This window comes from Bacillus cereus group sp. N6 (assembly GCF_016483705.1).
Classification (GTDB): Bacteria; Bacillota; Bacilli; order Bacillales; family Bacillaceae_G; genus Bacillus_A; species Bacillus_A wiedmannii.
On the sequence record NZ_JAEHBI010000051.1, the window covers coordinates 14,185 to 37,727 of the forward strand.

Genomic DNA, 23,543 nt, shown 5'->3' on the forward strand with positions numbered 1-23,543 from the left:
TACAATCCCTTTCAAAGAATTCAACTTACCAATGTAAAAACCTTTTATTTCCTGAAAAATAAAAAAGTCTGAAACGATTAAATTTCCGCTTCAGACTCTTTTATTACTTTACATATACCTCATCTAACAAATGTAAAAACTCACCTTGTTTCCCAGCTAATGCAGGGCATTTTGCAATATCCATCCATTCGTAGCAAAATACTAATCCTTGATCTTCCTCACCAGCACTTACAATATGTTCCCAATCATCTTTTACATCTGTTAGTAAAGTTACGTGGAAAAAATGCCGCTTTTGATATTCCTTTTTCTCTTTCACAAGTATGATGTAATCGGCTAGGAATCTTTCTATGCATAAATGACGTAATCCAGACTCTTCCTGTACTTCACGTAAAATTGCTGCTTCTAACGTTTCCCCTTCGTCAACTGTTCCCCCTGGTACTTGTATACCAGCTTCAGGTATATCACGATGTTTAAAAACAAGCAGTTGCATAACTCCTTCTTTTTCTCTTGTCACATATGCGTGTACTTTTTTCTTATATAACACCGTCATAATCCTTCTCTCCCCTCAATTGCTCACCGCGTTACTTCTTCAAGCGTCAGTTGATTTTCATATAAATATGTAGCTTGTGGGTTACCCACATACCTTACGTGCCATGGTTCATATCGATAGCCCGTAAGCGATTCTTTCTCTTTTGTATATCGAATTACAAACCCAAATTTATGGGCATTTTCAGACAGCCACTGTCCTTCTTTCGTTTCACCAAAAATTGTCTCTAGCTGAAACTTAGCAGCTTGAGATGTAATATCCATAGCAAGCCCTGTTTGATGTTCACTCGTACCAGGAACCGCACTCGACATCGCTGTTTTTACTGCTCCATCTTGCTTTTTATACATCGTATTTAATGCTTTTTGTCGATCGAAAGATCTAAATCCCGATACTGCAAATAAGAAAATATGCTCCTTATCAGCTTGCTGAAACATTTCCTCTAGCGCCCCTGCTGCTTCTTTCCTCATTTTTTTCTTTTCTTGATCACCCTCACTTGAGTAGCGCACTTTCGGAATAACTAAATCTGGCGGTCTGTATCCATCTGGTAAACGTCTACTTTTATTCACAAGCACAAGCATCGAATTCGGATTACTAATTACCGCAATATCACCATCCATATTGGCAATCGTTTCTTTCGCTTTCGGAAATATGTTATTCACATTTACCTCGCGCGCCTGCTTATCCTTATACATTTTATAATTGATTCCTGCTACTCCAACAATGAGTATCATCGCTACGATACCAAGTAGTATCCATCTTTTTTTCATATAACGACCTCTTATTTTAATAATTTGGCCATTTCATACTCATCGATGTTCTCTCCACCGATAATAAGAGCTGCTCTTTTGACACCTTCTTTCTCAAATCCAACTTTTTTATATAGTGCCTGAGCTCTTGTATTGTGGGCCATTACCGTTAATTCTAAACGCCATACATCATGTAATCTTGCCCACTTCTCAGCCTCTTTAAACAATCTCGTCCCAATACCTCGCCCGCTTATACTCTTGCAAAATACCAATTACAATACTTGCTACATGTCTCTTTCTTTGAATATGATTTCCATTCACTAAAATAAACCCTACTATACTTCCTTCTTCAACTGCTACGAATATTGTTGCATATTCATTTTCTATAAAGCGATGAATCATTTGTTCTTGTTGCTCAGCTGTAAATTTTCTTTCGCCTGGTTCATATAGCATAAATTTCGTTTCTTCATCTAATTGCTTACTTAATTGCAAAAATGGTGCTGCATCTTCTATTTTGATCTCCCTAATCACTTCTATCACCCTACCCGTTTTATAATAAAAAGTTTTCCTTGTAAAAAGATTTTCTCTACTTTCCCGAAAATCCCTTTGTAAATCTACCAGTATAATTTGACAAATTTCGATATTACTATAACAACGACAAATTATGTCTATTCTGTGACGTCTCATCATGACAAAAAACGCAAGCTTTACACTCACGTTTTTTCAGACTCTCCCACAAATTTATGTTTCATTTTATCCATTCACCTTTTCTGCCTGCCAGAAATATTCACCAAATGCTTTAGCAAGGGCATCAATCGATCGATTTAGTTCTTCCTCCGTATTATCTACGCCACCAACTTCAATTAATATCGCTTGTCCTGATAAGTCTTGATTGTAGACACCATTTCCTGTTTGGAATCCTTTTTGAATGACACCACGACTCACTCCTGGATATTTCTTATTAATTTCCTCATGGAGAGCTGTTGCTAATTGTAAGTTCTTTTCATAATTTTTATTGCCTTTCCCTATTACGAAAGCAAGCTTTGCATATGATTTATCTCCAATTGCTTTTGTCGTGACATTTTTCCGAGCACTATCACGATGCAAGTCAAAGAAGTACTGCAGTTCTTTATTGCCTGTCATTGCTTCTTGTACAATTTCCCGTGACACTTTGTAAGAACTATTACTATTTAACCCTTTACTAATCAACTTTTGGCCGACATCAGTCTTGTCGTTAGTAGCTCCTATCCCTTCACTTTCTAATTGTTCACGAAATCGATCGCCCACTATTGAAATATTAGTGACGGAACTTGTTGCTTTATTCGGATTTGGATCGTTTGCTAAATTTAGTAACGGCAAATAAGATTCCCAACTATGCGAATGATAAATAAGCGCAACTTGTCTTTTTCCTGTTGTTTGAGCCGGTTGCTTTTTCTCTTTGTTCGTATTCGGCTTTTGAGCCTGTCCGCCTTCACCAGTTCGTTCTTTTACCACTTCTTCAAGCGGAACGCTCGACTCTATCGGTAAGTTAGAGTAATTTGTCCCTTCACCCGCAATAACAATTTCTGTATCGTACTTTCCAAAACCAGGTAGCTCTTTTCCGACAAAACTGCGTACATCATTAAAACGAATATTCGTAGCCATAGAAAAGAGAAACGAAGAAATTGAAAAATCTTGATTTAAATTTCGATACTCCTGTGTAAAATAATGATTCTCTTTCCCAAGAACGTACATGTAACCATTCATCGATAACTCATTTAACCAATTATATAAATACGTTGACTTTGTCTCTTTCATAGAGGTTACCATCATACTAATAAGAAAAAAAGTCGCTAGTACTGTAGTAATAATAAATAAAACTAACTTACGTACACTTGTGAACTTCACATAAAAAAAGCCTCGATTCATACTATCACCCTCTCTATTTCAAGTTATGTACAAGCTCTAGAGAATAGACCGTCTAAATTCCGGCTATATTGTTAATGAGGTGAAATGAATTGAAGCTACTAATAGGAACATTACCCATTGTACTATCATTTATTTTTTATTGGCTTGCTAAGCATCCTACAATCCGTGTTGCTTTACATATTTCAGCGTACTTAGCACTTTATGTACTCGGTACAATTATTTCTATTAATATATATGATGTTTTAATACAAGATTTAGTTTTCATGACAAGCATTCATGGAATTTTACTAAATCCATTTTTTCTTATATCAGGAGCATATATAGGGATATACACCTTGCACTTAATCTTGTCTTACGTTATTACGAAAATAAAAAATGGAGCGTAATAAAATGCAACCACCATTCATCTGTCATACATGCAAAAAAAGAATTGTGCGAAAGAAAGATCTTATTATTGCCACATCGTACTTCCGCTTTTATTTATTTCACAGTGATTGCTTTAAACGACAGCAAGTGTTCATCTCACGATTTATCTCTGTAAATACGCTTTTTAATTTCTTTCTTATTATATACGGACTTATTTTTGGCAGCATGCTTATGATTACAGAACCATCTATTATTTGGGTGATTTTCTTATTTCCCATTTTATATCGGTTTCTTTCCTATTATTATGTTGAACGTTTTTTCTCTACATAACGTGCAGACTGCCCTCTAGGAATACTTAGACATTCCCACTCATTTTCTTTTAACATCTTCCCAATGTAAATAATCTGTCCAATATGCAAAGCATAATGAGAAATTTGTCTTTCAATTGCTTGCATGACAGTATGTGCTTCACCGCGAATATATACCGTCTGTAATAAATCTTCTGGCGTTAGCACATGCATCGTTTTCAAAACATATTCCCATCCTTCATTCCATGCTGCGAGAACCTCTTCCTTAGAATGATAACCATCTTCAAATTCAGCGTCTCGGTTACGATTTATTTTTTCACCATCAGATGTTAAAAAATCCGTCCATCTAGAACGCATATTACCTTGCAGATGCTTTATAATAACCGCTATACTATTTGTTGCTTCATGAGAAGACCATTCAATCTGTTCATATGATAATTGAGAAAGCACCCGTTCCCCTTGTTTCTTTGTTGCTTCAAAATTCGAAATGGCACATTGTAAATATTCTCGTCCAATATCCATGTTCCCCCGCCTTTACACTAACTAATTTTCGTTCCATTTGGTAATTCCATATTGGGCTGAAGTAATACGACATCACCGGCTTCAGGTACTCCCCCTAAAACAAGCACTTCTGATTTAAATCCAGCTACACGTTTTGGCGGAAAATTTACAACAGCAACGATTTGCTGACCGATTAAATCTTCTGGGGTATATCTCTTCGTAATTTGAGCACTTGACTGCTTAATTCCAAGCTCTCCAAAATCAATTTCTAGTTTAATCGCTGGAACTCTTGCTTCTTTAAATTCCTCTGCATGTGTTACAGTTCCAATTCGTAAATCCAAAGCTAAAAAATCTTCAAAATTAGCCATTTTATCATTCCTCCCATTTATTACTTAGACAAAACAATAAAATCCCCTTTAAAAAAAGAAAGGCGCCTAAGCACCTTTCTTTTGTAGTTCACTTGATTCATTTGATTTATAGAAGAAGAAACCAAGAATCCCGCCAATACATGATGGGATTAACCATCCTATTCCTTCATTATATAATGGTAACATTTGTAGTACGTTAGAAATCGCGTCAATTTTAATGTTCGCACTTTCTAAACCGTTAAAGAAACTAATTAACAATGCGCCTAGAATAGCTCCAATATAAATGGTATTACGCTTCCCAATCCATTTATGGAAGTAAGAAAGTACGATTAATACGATTGCAACTGGATAAATGATCATTAACACTGGTAAAGTAACTGTGATTAATTGTGTTAAACCTAGGTTAGATACAATTAAACTAAACACACATACCATCGTTACAATCGCTTTATGCGAAAGTTTAGGGAATAAGTTTGTAAAGAAGCCAGCACAAGCTGATGTTAATCCAACAGAAGTTGTTAAACAAGCGAGTATAATAACGAGCCCTAATAAAATTTTACCACTTGTTCCATATAACTCATTTACAACATTCGTTAAAATAAGTCCACCATTCTCTGATACACCAAGTGATGTACTTGTTGAACCAAGATAAGCAAGTGATAAATAAATTAACGTTAAACCAAGTACTGCAATAATACCTGATACTACTGTTATTTTTGCAACTTGACTACTTTCTTTTATTCCTTTAGAACGGATAACTTGTACAACGACAATTCCAAATACAAGCGCACTAATTGCATCCATCGTTAAATATCCTTGTATAAATCCACCAAAGAAAGCATTTTCTTTGTATGCTGCTAGCGGCGCAGCTGGTTCTCCAATTGGATCAATAATTGCCTTTCCAACAATAACAGCAACAATCAATACTAACAATGGTGTAAGAAATTTTCCGAACCAATCCACTAATTTAGATGGATTTAATGATAAATACCAAGTTATTCCGAAGAAAACTATCGTGAAAAGAAATAGCATGTACCATTCGGAAACCAATGCCTCTGATAAAAATGGCTTCATACCCATTTCAAATGAAACGGCTCCAGTACGCGGAATCGCGAAAAATGGTCCAATTGCTAAATAACTAATCAATGGGAAAATAAACGCGAATATTGGGTGAACTCTAGAAGATAGCGCTTTCAAGTCCCCCTCTACAAACGCGACAGCTGTTACAGCTAATAGGGGTAATCCGACTCCCGTCACAAGGAATCCAATTGTAGCAATCCAAACATTCTCTCCAGCTTGTTGCCCTAAAACTGGTGGGAAAATTAAATTTCCTGCTCCTAAAAATAGTGCAAATAACATTAAACCGATTGCTACCGTATCACCTGGCCTTAAACGTCCCTTCATACTTTTCATTTGCATAGCACTTTTTCATTGTTTATCTCTATTTTCACAATATGCTATGCATCCTCCTCTCTGCTCAAGCTGATAAAATATGCCCCTTACAAAGCAGTGTCTTTCTCCATAATTTCTCCATTCCCCTTATTTTTACTCTAATTATTATTTTTTAATTTTTTTGAATATTTAACTCATTAGAGTGGTATTGCGTGGAGTATAGTTGTCAGACCTCTTTGTTTTTATCACACATATAGTAACATATTTAGTTGAAAAATAAAAACATATTTTCAAATTGATTTTTTTGAAAATCAAAATTATCTACATTTTTTATTCTTTTACACAAATATTGTTACAATCTCGACTTTTATCCTATCATTATTTTTAAATAACTTTATTCAAGTAACATAACAAAAACCATCCAACATAATTAGATGGCTTTTGCATGTTACTCTATCGTTTCAACTTCGCGTGGATTTTTCATCTCTTCCACATACACAACTCTAAATCCGTGATCTTCTAAATCTTTCAGTAACGTCTCTAATTCACCGTCGTTAAACTCTTCTCCTAATGTAAACATAATTCTCCGAACTAATAAGGCATCATTATCAAAAGTCATTAAACTTTGGATACCTGTATATTTCTTTAATACTGTCGATAATTTTTGAATGGCCCCATTATAATCTTGTGTCCCAATCATGACAGAATATTTACTAGAATGAACGCCCCAAGCATCTTCTAATAACTCGAAAACCTTTTTATGCGTTAAAATTCCAAGAAAGACTCCATTTTCATCAACTACTGATAAATAAGGTAATTTTTTTATTGTAAAAAATACTTTAAAGAACGAAGAATCTTCTCTAACATAACCTTCTTTATCGTTTAATAATTGTACTACACTCTCTTCCAGCGAACCTTTATATTCTAAAATATCTACTTTGTATACATTCCCTAAATACTTCTCTTTTTTTCATCTAAAACTGGTACACAACGATACCCAGTTTTATTTAAATGCTCCAGTGCTTCCCCTATCGTAATTGAACTTGAGCAAAATAAAACTTCCTTTTTCGGCACATAATTCCCTTTAATCCTCATAAACAGCCTCCTTATGTTAAAATACTTTCTGTGCCATAACTATATTATATTTTCAGAAAAAAATAAATAATTTATTTTACTTTTCTGAAAATTATTCATTTTCTTGTCATAATTTATTCACGTTTCATTCACTTATATTCCCTACAATACTAAATTTCTTTAAGAAAAATATATTGTAACTTACGCCGAAAAAAGCTAAAATAAGAATAAGAATTTTCTGAATATTCTAAGAGTAGGTGATTACATGTCTTTATTGCGCTCACATATATGTAAATTTATCGTTGGTGTTCTCATTATATTTATCATTAGTCCTATTCCTGCATTACTCATTACACATAAATACTCATACATAACTGGCTTTATAAGCATTTTTCATAACTTCGCACAACTTTCTTCTATGACAATTCCAAAGATTAATTGGATGCACGAATCTATCTTTTTCTCAGCAAATCAAATGGTTCATACTTCTAATCATTCAACACCGTTATTCCCTTACATATGGGAAATATATTTTTTATCGATTGTTCGTTTTACCTTTACTCTTGCGATTGGATTCTTTATCAGCTTAGGGATCGGCCATTTATTTTTTAAAGCACCTCAATCGGTTAAAAAGTTCACTTATTTATTAAAATGGATACCGTACTCTTTTTGTACTGTATTATTACAATGTTCGGTCTTATTACTACTCCTATACATCGCAAAATTGATAAAGCTTCCTTACTACTCATCTTTTATCATCGTTTGTAGTACTTCCATGATTATCGTTATGCAAGCAATAAAAAAGTGGGTTCCTTTCTTAAGTAACACCAATGAATATGAAATAAAACAATCTTCTTTCCTTGTAGATACATTGTTTTTAGCGCTTACTTCGAATCATAAATCTATTCTAGGTTCCATTATTCTTTCATTCGTTATTATGGAATGCGTTTTTCATGCAAGCGGACTATTGCAATTTGTCGTTCAATTCGGTGGAAATGCACCTGTTATTGTTACAATTAGCTTATTACTTTTGTATATCCCGTATTGCATACTCTCTTTCCTTCAAACACTATGGACGACAAATCACGTTAAACAACAATCATACGCTTTAACGAGAAGTATTCCAAAACCTTAATTTGAAATAACCCTCTATAATCTGAAAGTAGGGGGTTATTCCTTTTGTATAGCGGACAAAATAACAGCAAATTCAAAAACTATTGCAGAAACATGCCAATATTTACCCTTTTTCTTTGACTATTCTTTTCGTTTGGATTTATTATAAAAGCATAACATAATCGCAGGAGGTGACATCTTTATTCCAAACTACGGAATAGAGAACACACTTGGACATATTAAATATTTTTCTCATCTTTGTGCTCATCCTTATTTCCGGCTTTTTCGTTGCATCAGAATTCGCTGTTGTAAAAGTACGAAAAAGTCGCATTGACCAACTTGCAAATGAAAGCAATAAACAAGCTTTAGCTGCAAGAAGTGTCCTATCTAATTTAGATGTTTATTTATCAGCTTGTCAGCTCGGGATTACGATTACTTCTTTAGGGCTTGGTTGGCTTGGTGAACCGACTGTGGAACATTTACTACGACCGCTCTTTGAAAAGATTAATATTACTGGAACAATGGCGAATACTTTATCCTTTATTATTGCTTTTAGTGTTATTACATTTTTCCATGTTGTATTAGGTGAATTAGTTCCAAAGTCTTTCGCCATTCAAAAAGCTGAAGCAATCACACTTAAGTTTGCACGACCACTTATTTTATTTGATAAAATTATGTATCCATTCATTTGGCTACTTAATAGTACGGCAATCTTTTTCACAAAACTACTCGGTTTAGAGCCTGCGAAAGAAAATGAACTTGCCCATTCTGAAGAGGAACTACGACTCATTTTAGGTGAAAGTTTCAAAAGCGGCGAAATAAACCAAACCGAATATAAATATGTAAATAATATTTTTGAATTTGACGACCGGGTCGCGAAAGAAATTATGGTCCCTCGTACAGAAATGATTTGCTTATCTACTGAAAATACGTTAGAAGAGAATATGGATATCGTCGCAACTGAAAAATATACACGCTATCCGATCATCGAAAAAGATAAAGATGATATTATCGGTATGATCAATACGAAAGAAGTATTTCACGATCAAACGAAAGGCATTCATAAACCACTTGAATCTTACATACATCCAGTACTAACTGTATTTGAAACTGTTCCAATTCGCAAAACATTAGTACATCTACAAAAGAATCGCGTTCAGATGGCAATCATTATGGATGAATATGGTGGTACTGCTGGACTTTTAACAATGGAAGATATTCTTGAAGAAATCATTGGAGAAATTCAAGATGAGTTTGATGCGGATGAATCACCTATGATTGAAAAACGTACGCCGAAGCTTACTGTTTTAGATGGGAAGGTGCTCATTTCTGAAGTAAATGATATGTTTGGCCTGCATATTGATGATAGCGATTTAGATACAATTGGAGGCTGGCTCCTCTCTCAAGCAGTTGATTTAAATATTGAAGCTGGTTATTCCATTGAATTTGCCGGTTTTCAATTTAAAGCACTAGAACTTGATGGACATCAAGTGAAAAAAATTGCGGTACATAAATTAGACACGAAGAAGGAGTTATAAAGTGACAGTATTATTAACAATCTGTATCATTGCCTGTTTCATTGTTTCATTTCTCGCCTTTATTTATCCTATCATTCCAGGCATCCTTGCTGTTTGGGCTGGATATTTCATTTACCATTTTGGTATAAATGGCGGAGAACTAACAACTTCCTTTTGGATTATTCAAGTCATTTTCACACTATTTATTTTCGTGGCTGATTTTATTGCAAATGGATATTTCTTAAAGAAATACGGAAGTTCTAAATGGGGAGAACGTGTCGGTATGATTTCTATCATTGTCGGATCTTTCTTCTTCCCACCATTCGGTTTAATTATCATACCGTTCTTATCGGTATTTATTACAGAACTCATGCATAAAAAAGCGCCAAAAGACGCCTTTCTAGTAGGAGTTGCTACTGTAGTTGGTTTTTTAAGCAGCACAGTAGCGAAAGCTATTCTCCAAATCATTATGATTCTCATATTTGTATGTTATATCATCTTTTAACCATCCCAATTTCGGGATGGTTTTTTTAATATGAAATACCTACTCGGCTATTCTCATATTTGTTTTCACTACACAGATTCCACGTAAATTGCGCTGTATCACCAACTGTTATTTTCGCTCCCCCTTCTGGTAATACATCTTTTTCAGTTCGATACACTCCTGTCACATCACCGTCTATTAAATGCGTCGGACAAACGACCGTCCAACATAAATTACTACTACTAAGTATCTTATATGCAGCTAAATGATCTTCTGCTGCTGTTGTCATTTTCCTTTTTGATTCAGCTGATTGAAAACGATATAAATTTAGATTTGTTCTTGCTTGTAAAATACCTGCTGTTCCTATTGTAATGATTTTATGAACCCCTACTTCTTCCATTTTCTTTATAATATGTGGCATACTCTTCGCCAATGTCCCATTTTGATCCGTTCCAAGTGCACTAATTACTATATCGCTTCCTTCTATCGCTTTCTTTATATCATTTTCATTTAGTACATTACCTTCTATTACTCGTAACCTTTCATGTTGTATTTCTATTCTATTTAAATCACGTGCTAATGCAGTTACTTCAGCTGCATCCTTTAATGCTAATTTTATTATATTTGAACCTACTCGACCTGTTGCTCCTAATATACATACTTTCATTTGTTTTCCCCCTATTTCATTCTCCCTCTATTTTTCAATAATCTCAATCAATTTACAACAAAAAAGCTTCCTCATATATAAGAGGAAGCTCTATTATTATTTTACCCCGCTTTAACGGGCAGTAAGACCCCACCTCAAAATTCAGTAAAAACAAAGAAGTTAGATGGGGATCAACTGCCCGTAAAAGCCCGATTGGTTCAACTAATAATCAGTGGGGGATGCCTCACTGATTAAAGTTTCACTTTATTTCTTTTCTTTAGAATCTGTAGACTTCTCAGTTCCACTTGTTTCTTTATCCTTTTTGTCCTCTTGTTGTGTTGTTGTATCGTCTTCTTTCTTCTTGTCCTCACCTTTACTACAACCTACCATTAATAAAGAACTTGCAAGTGCCATAGCAGTTAATGATTTAACCCATTTGTTCATTTGCGTTTCCTCCTTTAGATAGAATATGTACAACCCCCATATTACTCTCTATTTTTAAAGGAAAGATTGAAAAATAGTAAATAAACGGTAAATATTTGTAAATTTTCTAATAATAGATATGTACACCTCGTCTTTTTTCTCCATGAAAAGTAAAAAACTAAGGCGCCTATCTTTCCGCCTTAGTTTCTTATGCAAACTTCTCATTTTCATATACATGTTTAATCTTATACTCTTTCTTCACAACATATTGCCATACACTATAGGCATAACGATTCATTTTCAGGAAGCAATTTTCTAAGAACGAGCGGAATTCTGGATTCGCAACTTCAACTGCCACTTGAGCGAACTTTAGTGCTAACCGTTTTAAATGCGAAATATAACAAGTTGCAATATGGATATCCCCTGTATATTTACTATCAGTTTCCTTTTCCATTTCATGAAAATGAGATGAAGTTGGTTCACAAGTTATATGCTGTACATTCTCTCCTTCTTGAAAATTCACTTGTTCATTATACGCTTGCAACATATATGGTAAATGATGCTGTAATAGCTCTTTTAATTCTTCGTCTCTTACCTCCCCTGTATACTCCCCAACCTTATAAATAAGCATATAACTATACCTCATTAATTCTTTCATACAATCCATGAAAATACCTCCCTCCTCTTTTGTCTATATGTTATAAATATGATGCTATAACATTTGCTATTCTTGCTAAAAACCAATCCCACTTACTAATTTTCTCAAAGTCTTCTTCTGAAAATCTTTTTGATTTATGAAAGTCTTCTTTTAATCGGTTCCATACGTCAGCAACAACTGTTGTATCATATATGATACAGTTAGATTCACAATTTAAATAAAAACTTCTATTATCAAAATTCGCTGTACCTATATCAACAATTTCTCCATCAATGATTGTTACTTTCCCGTGAAAAAAACCATTCCGATATTGATAGATCTCCGCTCCAGCATGGTTCATCTCTCTCAAATACGGATAGGCAGCTTGTTTTAACAATACTGCGTCGCTTTTAAATGGTACGAGAATTTTCACATTGACACCTCGGTTTAATACACCTTTTAACTCTTTCATCATTTCTTTACTTGGTACAAAATATGGCGTAGCAATAATTAAAGACTTTTTAGCCTGCTTTAAAAGCGCTCCATATTTTTCCCATAACCCTTTTCCATCTGAAAATAAATATTGATATTTCACATGCCCAATTGCAGGTAGACTTTTATGTATAGGCATTTTTTCTCCCGTATCTTCTTTCCAGTCAGCAGCAAATTTTCTTTCCATATCCTTAGCACCATTCCCATTTACTCGCACATGATAATCACGCCACGGACCAAATTTCGGATCTTGTCCAAGGTACTCCTTTCCAATGTTAAAGCCGCCGATATATGATATTTTTCCATCTATCGTAACAATGCGTCTATGGTTTCGTTGATGCAACGAATAAAATAAATGTTTCAATTTAGGTTTTTTACTAAACGTAAACTGGACACCATTGCTTTTTAGTTGACGAATTATCTTTTTCTTCAGCTTATATCCACCTATTCGATCAACTGACAATTTTACTTCTACTCCACTCGATGCCTTTTTCTCGAGTAACTGCAAAAACTCTTTGCTTATTTCATCTTTACCTACAATATAAAAATGGATATATATGTACTTTTCTGCATTACGTATATCCTCAAATAATTTCGTATATAACTCTTCACCGTTCGTATATAGTTGAAATTCACCTAATCGAACTTGCCCTAATTCATATTCACTAGCCATTTTTTTCCCCATTTCCACATCGATGTTCATCCAAATGAATACACCTATTAAACAAAGGATTACAACGAAAAAGTGTTTCATGGATATTTTCCTTCCTCCACTTACTGTTATTTCTATATCTTCCCTTTTTTAATACAATATCATTCAAGAAAATATGTCATTACATGATATATGTCCATATCAAACGATAGCTCATTTGCATATTGTATGTTGTATCTTAAAATAAAAGGAGGAAATAACAATGGGCTTCGCACATGGTAATGGATTCGCGCTATTAGTCGTATTATTTATCCTCTTAATCATCGTCGGTGCTGCTTGCTTCTGCTAAGTAGTTATCGTCATATGATATGTGGATGAAAAAACTATAAAAGCGGACACCTATTTTTAGGTGTCCGCTTTTCATATGAAAAACATTTCCGTTTGTTATTGTACCTTTAACGACTACATATTCAACTCAAAAAGTTAATAATGTAGCTACTTTCTTACTCTCCGCCTTACGTATATGGCGTTGTTCTGCACGTAACACTGCAATGCGATGTAATTCTTTCTCTTCTTCTGTTTCAGGGATAACTCGCGGCACAGGAACCGGATTATTTTCCTTACTAAGTGCAACAAAAGTAACAAATGACGTTGCTGCTATACGTTTCTCACCCGAAATTAAATCTTCTGCTACTACCTTCACAAATACTTCCATAGAAGTTCTACCCGTCCAAATTACAAAAGATTCATAACTAACACAATCTGAAGAGCGAACAGGATGTAAGAAATCTACCCAATCCATAGATGCTGTGACACATTCTTTTCTTGCATGCCTCGTTGCTGAAATAGAAGCAACCATATCCATCTCGGCTAATATCTTCCCACCAAATAGCGTATTATGATCGTTTAAATCTGTTGGAAATACTCGGCTCGTTTTAAACACTCTAGACTCATTAGCTGTTTTCCCTTTTACTTCAGTCATTGTTATCACCTCTTTGATTATTTAACCCGCTATTTGCAGACATTAAGACTCCCACCACAAAATTCGGCTGGAGCAAAGAAGTTCGGTAAGAGTTCCATTTCCCATTAACACTAGAACGGTATGAGCTTACTATCACTACACGTTTAATATTAACAACATTCAGAACTCTTAGTCCACAAAAAAGAACCGATGTTATCAATCGGCTCCTCTAAATACATATTGTTCTTTTGGCGGTTCAACCTTATTCCATTTCGTTACTTCTAATACAGGGATATTCGCATGGAATGGCTGATAAAATTCCGTTGATATTTCTCCTTCAACTTGAATCCAATCATCATTTTTCCATTCTACACCTTCTGGTTTTTTCACTAACATACCATATACACCAGAATCCGCTACACAATGTATAATCCCGAAACGGAATAAGAAATATTGTTCTTTTTGAGAAGAGTCATCTTTGAAAACAAACCCTTTAAAAGATAATTTTTTCCCAGTAAACTCGCCAGGATAATTATAAATTGTTTCCATCCCTTTTAGAAAATCTTCATCTTTTAAAGTAATACTATCTTTCGTAACAAACTCTTTTTTCCCCTTTTCCATTACACCGCGGTATCCTTCTTTCCCGTAATAAATGCTCGTATCAGGTCTTAGAAATTGCCTTGTCATAAATGGATCTGTACTTTCTGCTTGTGCAACAGGAAAATGAAATCCTTTCGCCTTAACGATATCTGAATCTAACGTTGCAATCGGGAAAAACAGCCCTGAGACAATCGGAAAACAAAACAATGAGTACGAAAATGCTTTTTTCCACCATGTATTCTCATCTTTTGAATGATCATGCCCGCAATGGCTATGATCACAACCACAATTGTGCTGTTCTTTTTCTTTTTGATGTTCTTTTTGGAAAACGATAATAATTTGAACGACCGTTAAAAAACCTAAAATAATAGCTGCTGTTTTTGATAAATAGGCATACTTCATATTGATATACTTCGTAATATTACCTGAAATATGAAGCTGCGCAATTAAGATTGTAAAACCTAATAATATATATGCTCGAAACATAACCTACCACCCCATCGCATAAATGAGTAGTGAGCTTGCATAAACAACAAGTGTAACTGTAACTGTAACGACAATTACAAATTTCGTTTTAAATGTCGCAAGCATCATAAACATATTTTTAATATCCACCATCGGTCCATATACGAGGAACGCGACAAGTGATGCTGTTGAAAATGTACTTTGGAATGACGAAGCAATAAACGCATCCGCTTCTGAACAAAGTGATAAAATGTAAGCTAGTCCCATCATAACAGCTGGTGAAGAGAACGGCCCTTGTCCTATAGCAAGAAGTGTTGAAGTTTGTACGAACGTTTGAACTGCCGCTGCAATTAACGCACCTAATACTAAATATTTTCCCATCGAGAAAAATTCCTCAACAGCATGCGTACATACATCCCACATTTTTTTACGTAATGGACGCTTATGATTCACTTCTGGGAAGTGATCATCTCGTAATTGATGTTCTTTAAACATAAATGATAATATAATTCCAACGATAATTGCTACGATAATCGCTACGATAGAACGATACCATACCATGTGCATACTACTTCCAAAGGCAACGTATGTTGCAAATAATACGACCGGATTAATAATTGGCCCAGTTAACATAAATGCAATCCCGGCATATGGTGGAACCCCTTTTCCGATTAACCGTCTTACAATCGGAACGATTCCACATTCACAACCTGGAAACATCATACCTAAAAAAGTAGCCATTAAAACAGACAGAAAACGGTTTTTCGGCATCCATTTTGCTACCATATCCTCTGTCACAAACATTTGAATGAATCCTGAAATAAATACACCAATGAGCACAAAAGGAAGTGCTTCGATCAATATGGAGATAAAGATTGTATTCATTTGCAGGAATGCTTTCGGTAATTGAAACAATTCCATGATGTATTTCCTCCAACTTTTCATTAACAATATGTAATTTTAACCCCATTTTATGAATTGGACAAGGCTTATACGGAATTCACTTCCTTCATATACATTACATTTTATAAGTTATATTCTATTCAAAACTTTCGATTTCATAGCAAAAAAGCTGCTCTAGCGCAGTTATATAACTATGCTAGAGCAGCTTTCTTCTCGTTAAAAGTAACGTTTCTTCCAAAAAACAAATGCTAATGTGAAAGATAGTGTTACACATATTATGAGTACAATTACAAAACCATGTGCTTCCCCTTCAAACGGAACCTTTACGTTCATTCCAAAGAAACTAGAAACCATCGTTGGTAATGATAAAATGATTGTAATAGACGTTAACAGTTTCATAACACTATTTAAATTATTTGATATAACGGAGCTAAAAGTATTCATCATTCCACTTAAAATGTGACTATATATTTCCGCCATTTCAATAGCCTGTTTATTTTCAATTAATACATCTTCTAATAAATCTTGATCGTCTTCATACATTTTTAAAAATGTACTGTTACGCATTAATTTTTGAATTACAATTTTATTCGCCTTTAATGATGTTGTAAAGTAAACTAAACTTTTTTCAAGGCCTAGCAATGTGAAAATCTCTTTATTTTTCATCGACTTATTTAATTGATGCTCTAAATCGATTGTTTTTCTGTTAATTTGCTTTAAGTATCTTAAATAATAAGTAGAAATCGTATATAAGAGCTGAAGTGCAAAGCGTGTCTTTTTAAACGTATAAAATTCTTTAATACGTTGATTAATAAAGCGTTCGAAAATTGGGTTTTCTTCTAAACAAATTGTCACAAAGCAATCTGGCATTACAATCATACCTATTGGAATCGTGTCATAAATCGAATTTCCTTCTTCATCATGTCTAACTGTTGGAATATCCACGATTATTAAGGTATTATTGTCTTCCTTTTCAATACGAGAGCGTTCTTCATCATCTAAAGGGTCTTTAATGAAATCTAAGTCTACATTTAAAGTTTGTACTAGATATTGAATTTCTTCTTCCGTTGGATGAAGTACATTAATCCAGCAACCCTTTTGCATTTCCTCAACCTCTTGTAGTTTTCCGTTTCGGTCTGTTAAATAAATATTTAACATACTATCACCCCGATTCTTTTTACATGTAGGAATCTACCTCTCTTACATAACAGTTTTTGAACCGCCATTCTCAGCATATGAAACATACGTTTAAATTTCAATAGAAAAATTATTTTGAAAACGTTTTTATAAGAAAAATATTCTAAACAAAGAAAAAGACAGAGTGCTCTCTGCCTTAAAAAGCTTATGTTGCCTTTATAACATATTTAGAAAGCATCCACAAGTTAAAGCCAACTGAAATCGTATAACCAGCGTATGTTGAAATAATAAAACTTACATAATCGAAATACGGAAGCAATACGATATTTAAAACTATCTTTACAATAATGCCAATTACTAATCCTAGCACTGTTTTCTGTTGTTGGTTAATTCCTTGTAACATCGCAGCTGTTACTGTAAAAAGCGAAAATAGTATACAGGCAGGAGCATAATACTGTAAAATAACTCTCCCCATCTCCGGATCATTTCCGGCACCAAATAAAAGAGTATATACTGGTTTTGCTAACAACATCATTCCAATCGCCGCTGGTACAGTAATACCTACTACTAATACATTCGTTCTCGTAAAATGTTTGTACAGTAACTTCACATTCCCTGCTGTATAGGCTTTTGTCATCTCAGGTACGAGAGACATACTAAAAGCAGTCGCAACGGAAACTGGGATGAGTACAACCATCTGAACAAGACCAATTATTGCATTTATCTTCTCCGCTTCTCCTTGCATATACCCTATTTGTATAAGTAGTTTATTAATTGTAAATGTATCAATCGTCTGATACAACGGAATTGCTAAACCAACCACAACAAACGGTATTGAATATGTAAAGAGCTCCTTATACAGTGAGAAGAAAGATTTCGTTGTTTGCGGTATACTTGCCATCTCTTTTTTCTTTAAGTGCTTTCTCCTCCTTATGTAATACGCACTTAGAACTGTTAATCCACCTATCGCTCCCATAAAAGCACCGAACGTTGAAATACCAACAGCTAGCGAGACAGAAGCTTTTAAAATATATAAAACGACAAAGCTTCCTATTAAAATGGTTAAGACCCGAAAAAACTGCTCAACAACTACACTTAAAGCAGAAGGCCCCATCGATTGAAACCCTTGAAAGAATCCCCTTAATAAACTCATTACCGGTACAAGTATTAACGCAAAACTTACAATTTGGATATTAGTAGTGACCGCTGCTACACTATTCCCTGTTTGATCATTTCCATCGATTACAAGTTTAGCTAAATGTGGAGCTAATATATATAGCGTAAAACATGAGATTACTCCCATTATTAACATAAAAAAGATACCGCTCTTTAGTACTCTCTTAACCGTATGATAATCATTCAGTTGATCATATTTTGATACCATTTTTGAAACGGCAAGTGGTAGTCCCATCGTCGCAATGCTGAGCATAATCGTATAAGGACGATATGCATATGTGTATAAAACGTACCCACTCGTACCAACCATCGCTGTAAATGGTATAACATATATAAATCCTAACATTTTAGATATCATCGTTGCCATCGTTAAAAATATCGTTCCACGTATAAACGGTGACCCTTTCATCACATTCCTCCGCTACGCTTTATTATTACACATTATGGACAACTCCTTTTTTTAGAACCGAAACAAATAAAAAAGCCAATGAAAAATCATTGACTTTAACGCGCTGCTTTTTTCTTTTTTAAATACTTTAAACCGAAGTATAGAGCAACAAAGAGAACAGCTCCTATAATTATGTAATGTGTGTAATCAGATGCATACTCTTTAATGTGTCGCCAATTTCCACCAAGCTTTTCACCTAAGTATATAAATAGTATTGACCATGGAATAATCGCAACTACTGTATATAGTGTAAATAGTTTTAACGGCATTTTAGCTAATCCTGCTGGAATAGAGATTGCATGACGTACGACTGGGATAAAGCGTGCAGAAAAGATTACTCCTGCTCCGTAACGCTTAAACCAACCTTCCGCTATGTCTAAATGGTGTTTATTAATAAGTAGATATTTCCCATATTTCTCTACAACCGGACGCCCTCCGTAATATCCAAGCCAGTATAAAAAGATTTGGGCTAAAGTACCACCAATAGTTCCGGCGATAACTGCACCGACAAAACTAATTTTACCATCCGCTACTAAAAATCCAGCATACGAAAGTACAATTTCACTCGGGATAATTTCAATCATTAAAGCTAGTGCTACTCCAAAGTAACCTAAGCTTGCAAAAAATTGCAATAACTGATCTATTATGCTTGCTAACATTTTATTTTCTATCTCCTTTTTTCTTCACATACCATCCCATTATTACATAAAGGTTGCATTCTGCCAATATCTTCATTTCAACAATATCATCTGCATAAGCATTATTAATCTATTAATGTTTCTTTTTGAGGTTCTTTCATGTAGGCAAACATTTCTTTAATTTGCTCTTCTGTATTTCTAGCAATCGATAAATTAGGCAATTCATTCTCACCAAAAAACTCCACATCTTCTGTTTCAATACTAATTTTCTTTTCACCACCAACAATCTTACAGCCAATAAAAATTTTATATACATGTGTTGCTGAAGGCGATGGTTGATGTTTTTCTTTATCAAATATAGCGAGTAGCTTAAAATCATCTACTTCATAACCCGTCTCCTCTAAAACTTCTTTTGCTGCTACTTCTGTCGGCGTATAACCGATATCAGCCCATCCACCTGGCAATGCCCATTTCCCATCACTTTTTTCTTTCACAAATAATAGTTTTTCATTTTGAAAAATGACTGCTCTTATATCAACTTTAGGTGTTTGATAGCCTGTCTCACTTGCAAATAACTTCTCTACTATTTCCCAATCTGTCTTTGTATAATGTGACATCATTGAAATGGAAATATCCCGTAATTGTTGGAAACGCTCTATATCATACACATCTTTAGAATACGTTAAACCCGCTTGAGCTATAGATTGTATTTGTTTTACCCAATCAACCCACTTAACTGTCATGTTTCCACATCTCCATTCTTTATTAAGTAAATATTACTTCAATTCAATTGATACATCTTTATTATACAAAAAAAGAGATTGATAATGTTCCAATCTCTTTCAAAATTAATCCAATTCATGTAAGTGGTCTTGTATATACTTTCTTCTTTTATTTATATATTCATCAATCATATCAGCTTCTTGATCAAATGTTTCTAATTTTTCTTTCATATATGGATCTTGTAGTAAATATGGGCGAATCGATTCACACAAACCTTCTACTTTCGGCATCATAAATGAAACGGTAAATTGTTCTTCTAATATTTCTTCCAAAATGCTTCGGTATTGTTTTCTAAATACAGGTATATCTAACAATCTTGCACTTAACGTGTTATAACCTTGGATACGAATATACTCATGATTAAGTGGTCTCCCTTGTACATCTCGCCCCCAAGTCGCATCATAATCCCACGGTATCACTTCAAATAAATTTGTTTCATCGTTATGATATAGTGCATAGTTATGAACGAAACCATCAAAGTTTTGTGTAAAAATAACGCCAGCTAACCATCGTAAATATTTATCAACATGCAAAAACTTTCCAATTTCTTTTTCATAAGCTTCCCTCGACAAAGCATTCGCTTGAAATACAAATTCACTCAGCTGTTCTTCACTATTTTTATTCGAATATTTAAATTCATAACCCGCAAAGAGCTCAGTCTTAACATCTTTATCTCTCTCACTCATTAAAGAAAAATTCGCATCATCATCTATCGCATAATAAATAGAACCACTCGGTAATCCTCTATTTTTCAAAAAGTTTTCATCAACTGATTCTAACTGTAAATATACACCTTGAATTTGACCATTAATTTTTATAAATACATGTTGTGATTTTGGTGAAAGTACACCAATATCATGAAAAAAATCTAAAGATAATTTATTTCGTATGAGAGACGGATCCATAAACTCAGAATTTAAATGAATCTCTTTCGCACCTTGAAATTTTTTCGGTTTATAAAACATAACATGATAAGACTTTTTCTCAAATTCACGAATATGAGCGCCTCGGTATACGATATCAATGTCATACTTCTTTTTTCCATAAGTTAATTTTGCTGGCACTGGACTATCTGACCAAATTTCTTTTTTCAATTCCACTAAGTTCATTGGATGAATAAAAAAATCATATGAAGGTAGCATATTTCCCCATCCCTTCTCAGTTCTCTTCATTCAATGTATGCACCTTGCCTTGTCCATACATCCGCTATCATCTATTTATATAAAATTACACTCTTGTCCTGTTCAGAAAGACGTCATATCTCATATCATGTTAAGGAAAAAGAATACCTTTTCAACTTAATACATGATAAGGAGGATTTCTATGAAACGTGATATTAGAAAAGCGGTTGAAGAAATCAAAAGTGCTGGGATGGAGGATTTCTTACACCAAGATCCAAGTACTTTTGAATGCGATGATGATAAATTCACTCATCATAATTGTACAACTGGGGGTAAATGTCCAAGAACAAGATGTACTCGCGTGAAACATTGTACGTTCGTTACAAAATGTACGCATGTAAAAAAATGGACATTTGTTACGAAATGTACTCGTGTACGTGTTCAAAAATGGACATTTGTTACGAAAGTAACGCGTAGAAAAGAATGCGTTTTAGTTACAAAACGTACTCGCAGAAAACATTGTACTTTCGTTACAAAATGCATACGCTTTGAAAAGAAATTTTTCTGGACAAAACGAAGTTTCTGTAAAAAATGCGAATTCTTCCCTCACGGACACGGTCACTCTTGCGATGATTCATGTGATCATGGTAAAGACTGTCACGATGACGGGCACAAATGGAATGATTGCAAAGGCGGACATAAATTCCCATCTTGCAAAAACAAGAAATTCGATCACTTCTGGTATAAAAAACGTAATTGCTAGTTTTTATGCCTACAAAAAAAGGCCGTTTTGCGGCCTTTTTTACGTTTATTGAAAGTGACTTATATCTGCAAATTGCTTCACTTCACCTTTCCCTTCTTCAAATTCTATTATACTTAGACTAGCACTATGCATAAATGGATCATCCCATACATTTTCTATTTCAATACCCGCAAAATGTCCTACAAGTAGTTTTGCCGCTGCCGCATGGGAAACAATTAATATACTTTCTCCTTTATGCTTTTCTAAAAGAAGCTGTATCCCATCCATTACCCTTTTATGAACAGCCGCAAAATTTTCTCCCGATGTTGACTGGAAAAGATGTGGTTCATACCAAAACAACTGTATTTCGTCTGGGTACTGCCTTTCTATATCATCGACTGCCTGTCCTTCCCATATACCCATGTTAATTTCATAGAAATGCTCATCCGCGATTATCGGTATATCACGTTCGCCCTTTATTAACTCTGCAGTATGAAGGGTTCTTTCACTCGGACTACTATAGATCGCATCGATAGATAAATCTTTCATTCGATCTCCTAATTGCTTAGCTTGTAACATACCATTTTCAGTTAAAGCAGAATTTTTCCTGCCTTGCATTCGTTTCTCTACATTCCATTCCGTTTCACCATGCCTTGTTACATATACCGTTGTCTTCACTTCAATTCCCCCTTACCATGTCGGCCGCAATTCCCACGGTTCTACTCGTCCTACAATCCATTCATCACATTTACTTTCAATTCCTTTTATTACTCCATCCGATATTTCTTCATGAGTAAGCCATCTTCCGTATGTATCTTCTAATATAAAACCTAATATTATTCTATGATAGCTACATCGCGTACCGCCTATTTTTTGTGAGGCTATTCTCGACGCTTTACTGCCTAAAATATGAAAAACGTTGTATGTTTCAGACGACAAGTCTAATTCTCTACAAATGAGTGATAATGCATCCTTTGCACTTGAGTGTATCCATGCAACAACCAATGTTATTGGGCCATTCCTCTCAATTGTGTTTTTAATAGCTAACTTTACATCGTCATCATGATGATAATCTAACGGAAGGCATGTGATACTTTCAGGTGTGGTACTCTCCCGTTTAACATTTTCTAATTTCACTTCATCTCTTCCAATAATAGAAACATGAAACCCTTGCTCACAAAGCCACATAGACACCCTCTTTAGCATTCCCGTTCCACCAATTACTAACGCATGCAACTTCTTCCCCCCTTAGTAAAATGTCATATGAGGTTTATCTTCCCTATAATAATTAATTCGGTCTTGCAATGTCCCTGAATGAAACTCAAACTTATGTCCATCAGGATCAACAAAATATATAGACTCACAATCTCTTACATCCCGTTCTCTTCCTTGTAA

Annotated in this window: 27 protein-coding genes and 3 pseudogenes; 7 read left to right on the forward strand and 23 right to left on the reverse strand. The window is 34.5% G+C overall.

Features of this window, described 5'->3' with window-relative positions:
- Positions 1 to 103 precede the first annotated feature (103 nt).
- The 4 genes and pseudogenes from JDS99_RS25350 to spoIIP all read right to left on the reverse strand — a co-directional run bounded on the left by JDS99_RS25350 (position 104) and on the right by spoIIP (position 3,201).
- A complete protein-coding gene (locus tag JDS99_RS25350) occupies positions 104 to 550 on the reverse strand; it encodes an NUDIX hydrolase (RefSeq protein WP_048543093.1) in 447 nt (148 codons plus the stop codon).
- Between the two features lie 23 nt (positions 551 to 573).
- Positions 574 to 1,314, reverse strand: a complete 741-nt coding sequence (locus JDS99_RS25355) for a M15 family metallopeptidase (RefSeq protein WP_199695937.1) — start codon at positions 1,312 to 1,314, stop codon at positions 574 to 576.
- An 11-nt stretch (positions 1,315 to 1,325) separates the two neighbouring features.
- Positions 1,326 to 1,824 (reverse strand): annotated as a pseudogene (locus JDS99_RS25360) (GNAT family N-acetyltransferase).
- A gap of 222 nt (positions 1,825 to 2,046) precedes the next feature.
- Positions 2,047 to 3,201 carry a stage II sporulation protein SpoIIP gene (gene spoIIP / locus JDS99_RS25365; protein WP_088609015.1) on the reverse strand — a complete coding sequence of 385 codons (1,155 nt, stop codon included), beginning with the start codon at positions 3,199 to 3,201 and terminating at the stop codon, positions 2,047 to 2,049.
- Positions 3,202 to 3,290: 89 nt separating this feature from the next.
- On the opposite strand from spoIIP, the gene JDS99_RS25370 reads away from it, so the two are divergent.
- Positions 3,291 to 3,587 carry a hypothetical protein gene (locus tag JDS99_RS25370; protein WP_048543102.1) on the forward strand — a complete coding sequence of 99 codons (297 nt, stop codon included), beginning with the start codon at positions 3,291 to 3,293 and terminating at the stop codon, positions 3,585 to 3,587.
- Between the two features lie 4 nt (positions 3,588 to 3,591).
- Positions 3,592 to 3,897 (forward strand): permease, encoded by a 306-nt coding sequence (locus tag JDS99_RS25375; protein WP_199695938.1) that lies wholly within the window; start codon positions 3,592 to 3,594, stop codon positions 3,895 to 3,897.
- Here the strand turns inward: JDS99_RS25375 and JDS99_RS25380 are convergent.
- The 4 genes and pseudogenes from JDS99_RS25380 to cbpA form a co-directional block, all read right to left on the reverse strand.
- Positions 3,870 to 4,397, reverse strand: a complete 528-nt coding sequence (locus tag JDS99_RS25380) for a DUF1572 domain-containing protein (protein WP_088063120.1) — start codon at positions 4,395 to 4,397, stop codon at positions 3,870 to 3,872. The two genes, JDS99_RS25375 and JDS99_RS25380, sit on opposite strands and share 28 nt — an antisense overlap.
- A 17-nt stretch (positions 4,398 to 4,414) precedes the next feature.
- Positions 4,415 to 4,744, reverse strand: a complete 330-nt coding sequence (csaA, locus tag JDS99_RS25385; RefSeq protein WP_046954946.1) for a chaperone CsaA — start codon at positions 4,742 to 4,744, stop codon at positions 4,415 to 4,417.
- A gap of 66 nt (positions 4,745 to 4,810) precedes the next feature.
- Positions 4,811 to 6,148: a branched-chain amino acid transport system II carrier protein BrnQ4 gene (gene brnQ4 / locus JDS99_RS25390; protein WP_395940407.1), complete on the reverse strand. Its 1,338-nt coding sequence runs from the start codon at positions 6,146 to 6,148 to the stop codon at positions 4,811 to 4,813.
- A 436-nt stretch (positions 6,149 to 6,584) separates the two neighbouring features.
- Positions 6,585 to 7,231 (reverse strand): annotated as a pseudogene (gene cbpA, locus JDS99_RS25395) (cyclic di-AMP binding protein CbpA).
- A gap of 244 nt (positions 7,232 to 7,475) precedes the next feature.
- On the opposite strand from cbpA, the gene JDS99_RS25400 reads away from it, so the two are divergent.
- The 3 genes from JDS99_RS25400 (at position 7,476) to JDS99_RS25410 (ending at position 10,345) form a co-directional block, all read left to right on the forward strand.
- Entirely contained in the window at positions 7,476 to 8,345 is an 870-nt protein-coding gene (locus JDS99_RS25400) for a hypothetical protein (RefSeq protein WP_199695939.1), read from the forward strand.
- Positions 8,346 to 8,553: 208 nt separating this feature from the next.
- Complete coding sequence (locus JDS99_RS25405) at positions 8,554 to 9,861, forward strand: hemolysin family protein (protein ID WP_199695940.1); 1,308 nt, start codon at positions 8,554 to 8,556, stop codon at positions 9,859 to 9,861.
- A 1-nt stretch (position 9,862) separates the two neighbouring features.
- Positions 9,863 to 10,345 (forward strand): DUF456 domain-containing protein, encoded by a 483-nt coding sequence (locus JDS99_RS25410; protein ID WP_046959211.1) that lies wholly within the window; start codon positions 9,863 to 9,865, stop codon positions 10,343 to 10,345.
- Positions 10,346 to 10,370: 25 nt separating this feature from the next.
- On the opposite strand, the gene JDS99_RS25415 is transcribed toward JDS99_RS25410, so the two are convergent.
- The 4 genes from JDS99_RS25415 to cls form a co-directional block, all read right to left on the reverse strand.
- Complete coding sequence (locus JDS99_RS25415; RefSeq protein WP_088063116.1) at positions 10,371 to 10,991, reverse strand: NAD(P)-dependent oxidoreductase; 621 nt, start codon at positions 10,989 to 10,991, stop codon at positions 10,371 to 10,373.
- 243 nt (positions 10,992 to 11,234) lie between these two features.
- Positions 11,235 to 11,414, reverse strand: coding sequence for a hypothetical protein (locus JDS99_RS25420; RefSeq protein ID WP_001045960.1), 180 nt, complete (start codon positions 11,412 to 11,414; stop codon positions 11,235 to 11,237).
- Between the two features lie 187 nt (positions 11,415 to 11,601).
- Complete coding sequence (locus JDS99_RS25425) at positions 11,602 to 12,060, reverse strand: spore coat protein (protein ID WP_199695941.1); 459 nt, start codon at positions 12,058 to 12,060, stop codon at positions 11,602 to 11,604.
- A 31-nt stretch (positions 12,061 to 12,091) separates the two neighbouring features.
- Positions 12,092 to 13,276 (reverse strand): cardiolipin synthase, encoded by a 1,185-nt coding sequence (gene cls / locus JDS99_RS25430; protein ID WP_142310359.1) that lies wholly within the window; start codon positions 13,274 to 13,276, stop codon positions 12,092 to 12,094.
- 160 nt (positions 13,277 to 13,436) lie between these two features.
- Here cls and JDS99_RS25435 point away from each other — a divergent pair, with 160 nt between their 5' ends.
- Positions 13,437 to 13,523, forward strand: coding sequence for a YjcZ family sporulation protein (locus JDS99_RS25435; RefSeq protein WP_000505094.1), 87 nt, complete (start codon positions 13,437 to 13,439; stop codon positions 13,521 to 13,523).
- A 126-nt stretch (positions 13,524 to 13,649) separates the two neighbouring features.
- On the opposite strand, the gene JDS99_RS25440 is transcribed toward JDS99_RS25435, so the two are convergent.
- From JDS99_RS25440 to cotH, 8 genes are all read right to left on the reverse strand, one after another.
- On the reverse strand, positions 13,650 to 14,156 hold the full coding sequence (locus JDS99_RS25440) for an acyl-CoA thioesterase (protein ID WP_000141167.1): 507 nt from the start codon (positions 14,154 to 14,156) through the stop codon (positions 13,650 to 13,652).
- 195 nt (positions 14,157 to 14,351) lie between these two features.
- On the reverse strand, positions 14,352 to 15,221 hold the full coding sequence (locus tag JDS99_RS25445) for a TIGR03943 family putative permease subunit (protein ID WP_088063115.1): 870 nt from the start codon (positions 15,219 to 15,221) through the stop codon (positions 14,352 to 14,354).
- A gap of 3 nt (positions 15,222 to 15,224) precedes the next feature.
- The gene (locus JDS99_RS25450) at positions 15,225 to 16,121 is read right to left on the reverse strand and encodes a permease (RefSeq protein WP_000418724.1); all 897 of its coding nucleotides are present in this window, start codon (positions 16,119 to 16,121) and stop codon (positions 15,225 to 15,227) included.
- A 198-nt stretch (positions 16,122 to 16,319) separates the two neighbouring features.
- Positions 16,320 to 17,261 (reverse strand): magnesium transporter CorA family protein, encoded by a 942-nt coding sequence (locus JDS99_RS25455; RefSeq protein ID WP_000932392.1) that lies wholly within the window; start codon positions 17,259 to 17,261, stop codon positions 16,320 to 16,322.
- A gap of 184 nt (positions 17,262 to 17,445) precedes the next feature.
- Complete coding sequence (locus JDS99_RS25460) at positions 17,446 to 18,825, reverse strand: putative polysaccharide biosynthesis protein (protein ID WP_046954954.1); 1,380 nt, start codon at positions 18,823 to 18,825, stop codon at positions 17,446 to 17,448.
- A gap of 95 nt (positions 18,826 to 18,920) precedes the next feature.
- On the reverse strand, positions 18,921 to 19,523 hold the full coding sequence (gene uptA, locus JDS99_RS25465; protein ID WP_000881203.1) for an undecaprenyl phosphate transporter UptA: 603 nt from the start codon (positions 19,521 to 19,523) through the stop codon (positions 18,921 to 18,923).
- A gap of 104 nt (positions 19,524 to 19,627) precedes the next feature.
- Positions 19,628 to 20,245 carry an NUDIX hydrolase N-terminal domain-containing protein gene (locus tag JDS99_RS25470; protein ID WP_088063114.1) on the reverse strand — a complete coding sequence of 206 codons (618 nt, stop codon included), beginning with the start codon at positions 20,243 to 20,245 and terminating at the stop codon, positions 19,628 to 19,630.
- A gap of 105 nt (positions 20,246 to 20,350) precedes the next feature.
- Positions 20,351 to 21,427, reverse strand: coding sequence for a spore coat protein CotH (gene cotH / locus JDS99_RS25475; RefSeq protein WP_048543582.1), 1,077 nt, complete (start codon positions 21,425 to 21,427; stop codon positions 20,351 to 20,353).
- Positions 21,428 to 21,608: 181 nt separating this feature from the next.
- Here cotH and exsB point away from each other — a divergent pair, with 181 nt between their 5' ends.
- Entirely contained in the window at positions 21,609 to 22,169 is a 561-nt protein-coding gene (gene exsB, locus JDS99_RS25480; protein WP_088609010.1) for an exosporium protein ExsB, read from the forward strand.
- Positions 22,170 to 22,214: 45 nt separating this feature from the next.
- Here the strand turns inward: exsB and JDS99_RS25485 are convergent, their stop codons facing one another.
- The 3 genes and pseudogenes from JDS99_RS25485 to JDS99_RS25495 all read right to left on the reverse strand — a co-directional run.
- Positions 22,215 to 22,826 carry a phosphoserine phosphatase 1 gene (locus JDS99_RS25485; RefSeq protein WP_199695942.1) on the reverse strand — a complete coding sequence of 204 codons (612 nt, stop codon included), beginning with the start codon at positions 22,824 to 22,826 and terminating at the stop codon, positions 22,215 to 22,217.
- A 12-nt stretch (positions 22,827 to 22,838) separates the two neighbouring features.
- On the reverse strand, positions 22,839 to 23,384 hold the full coding sequence (locus JDS99_RS25490; protein WP_088063111.1) for a short-chain dehydrogenase: 546 nt from the start codon (positions 23,382 to 23,384) through the stop codon (positions 22,839 to 22,841).
- A 12-nt stretch (positions 23,385 to 23,396) separates the two neighbouring features.
- Positions 23,397 to 23,543, reverse strand: a pseudogene (locus tag JDS99_RS25495) (metallothiol transferase FosB); the annotation flags it as partial.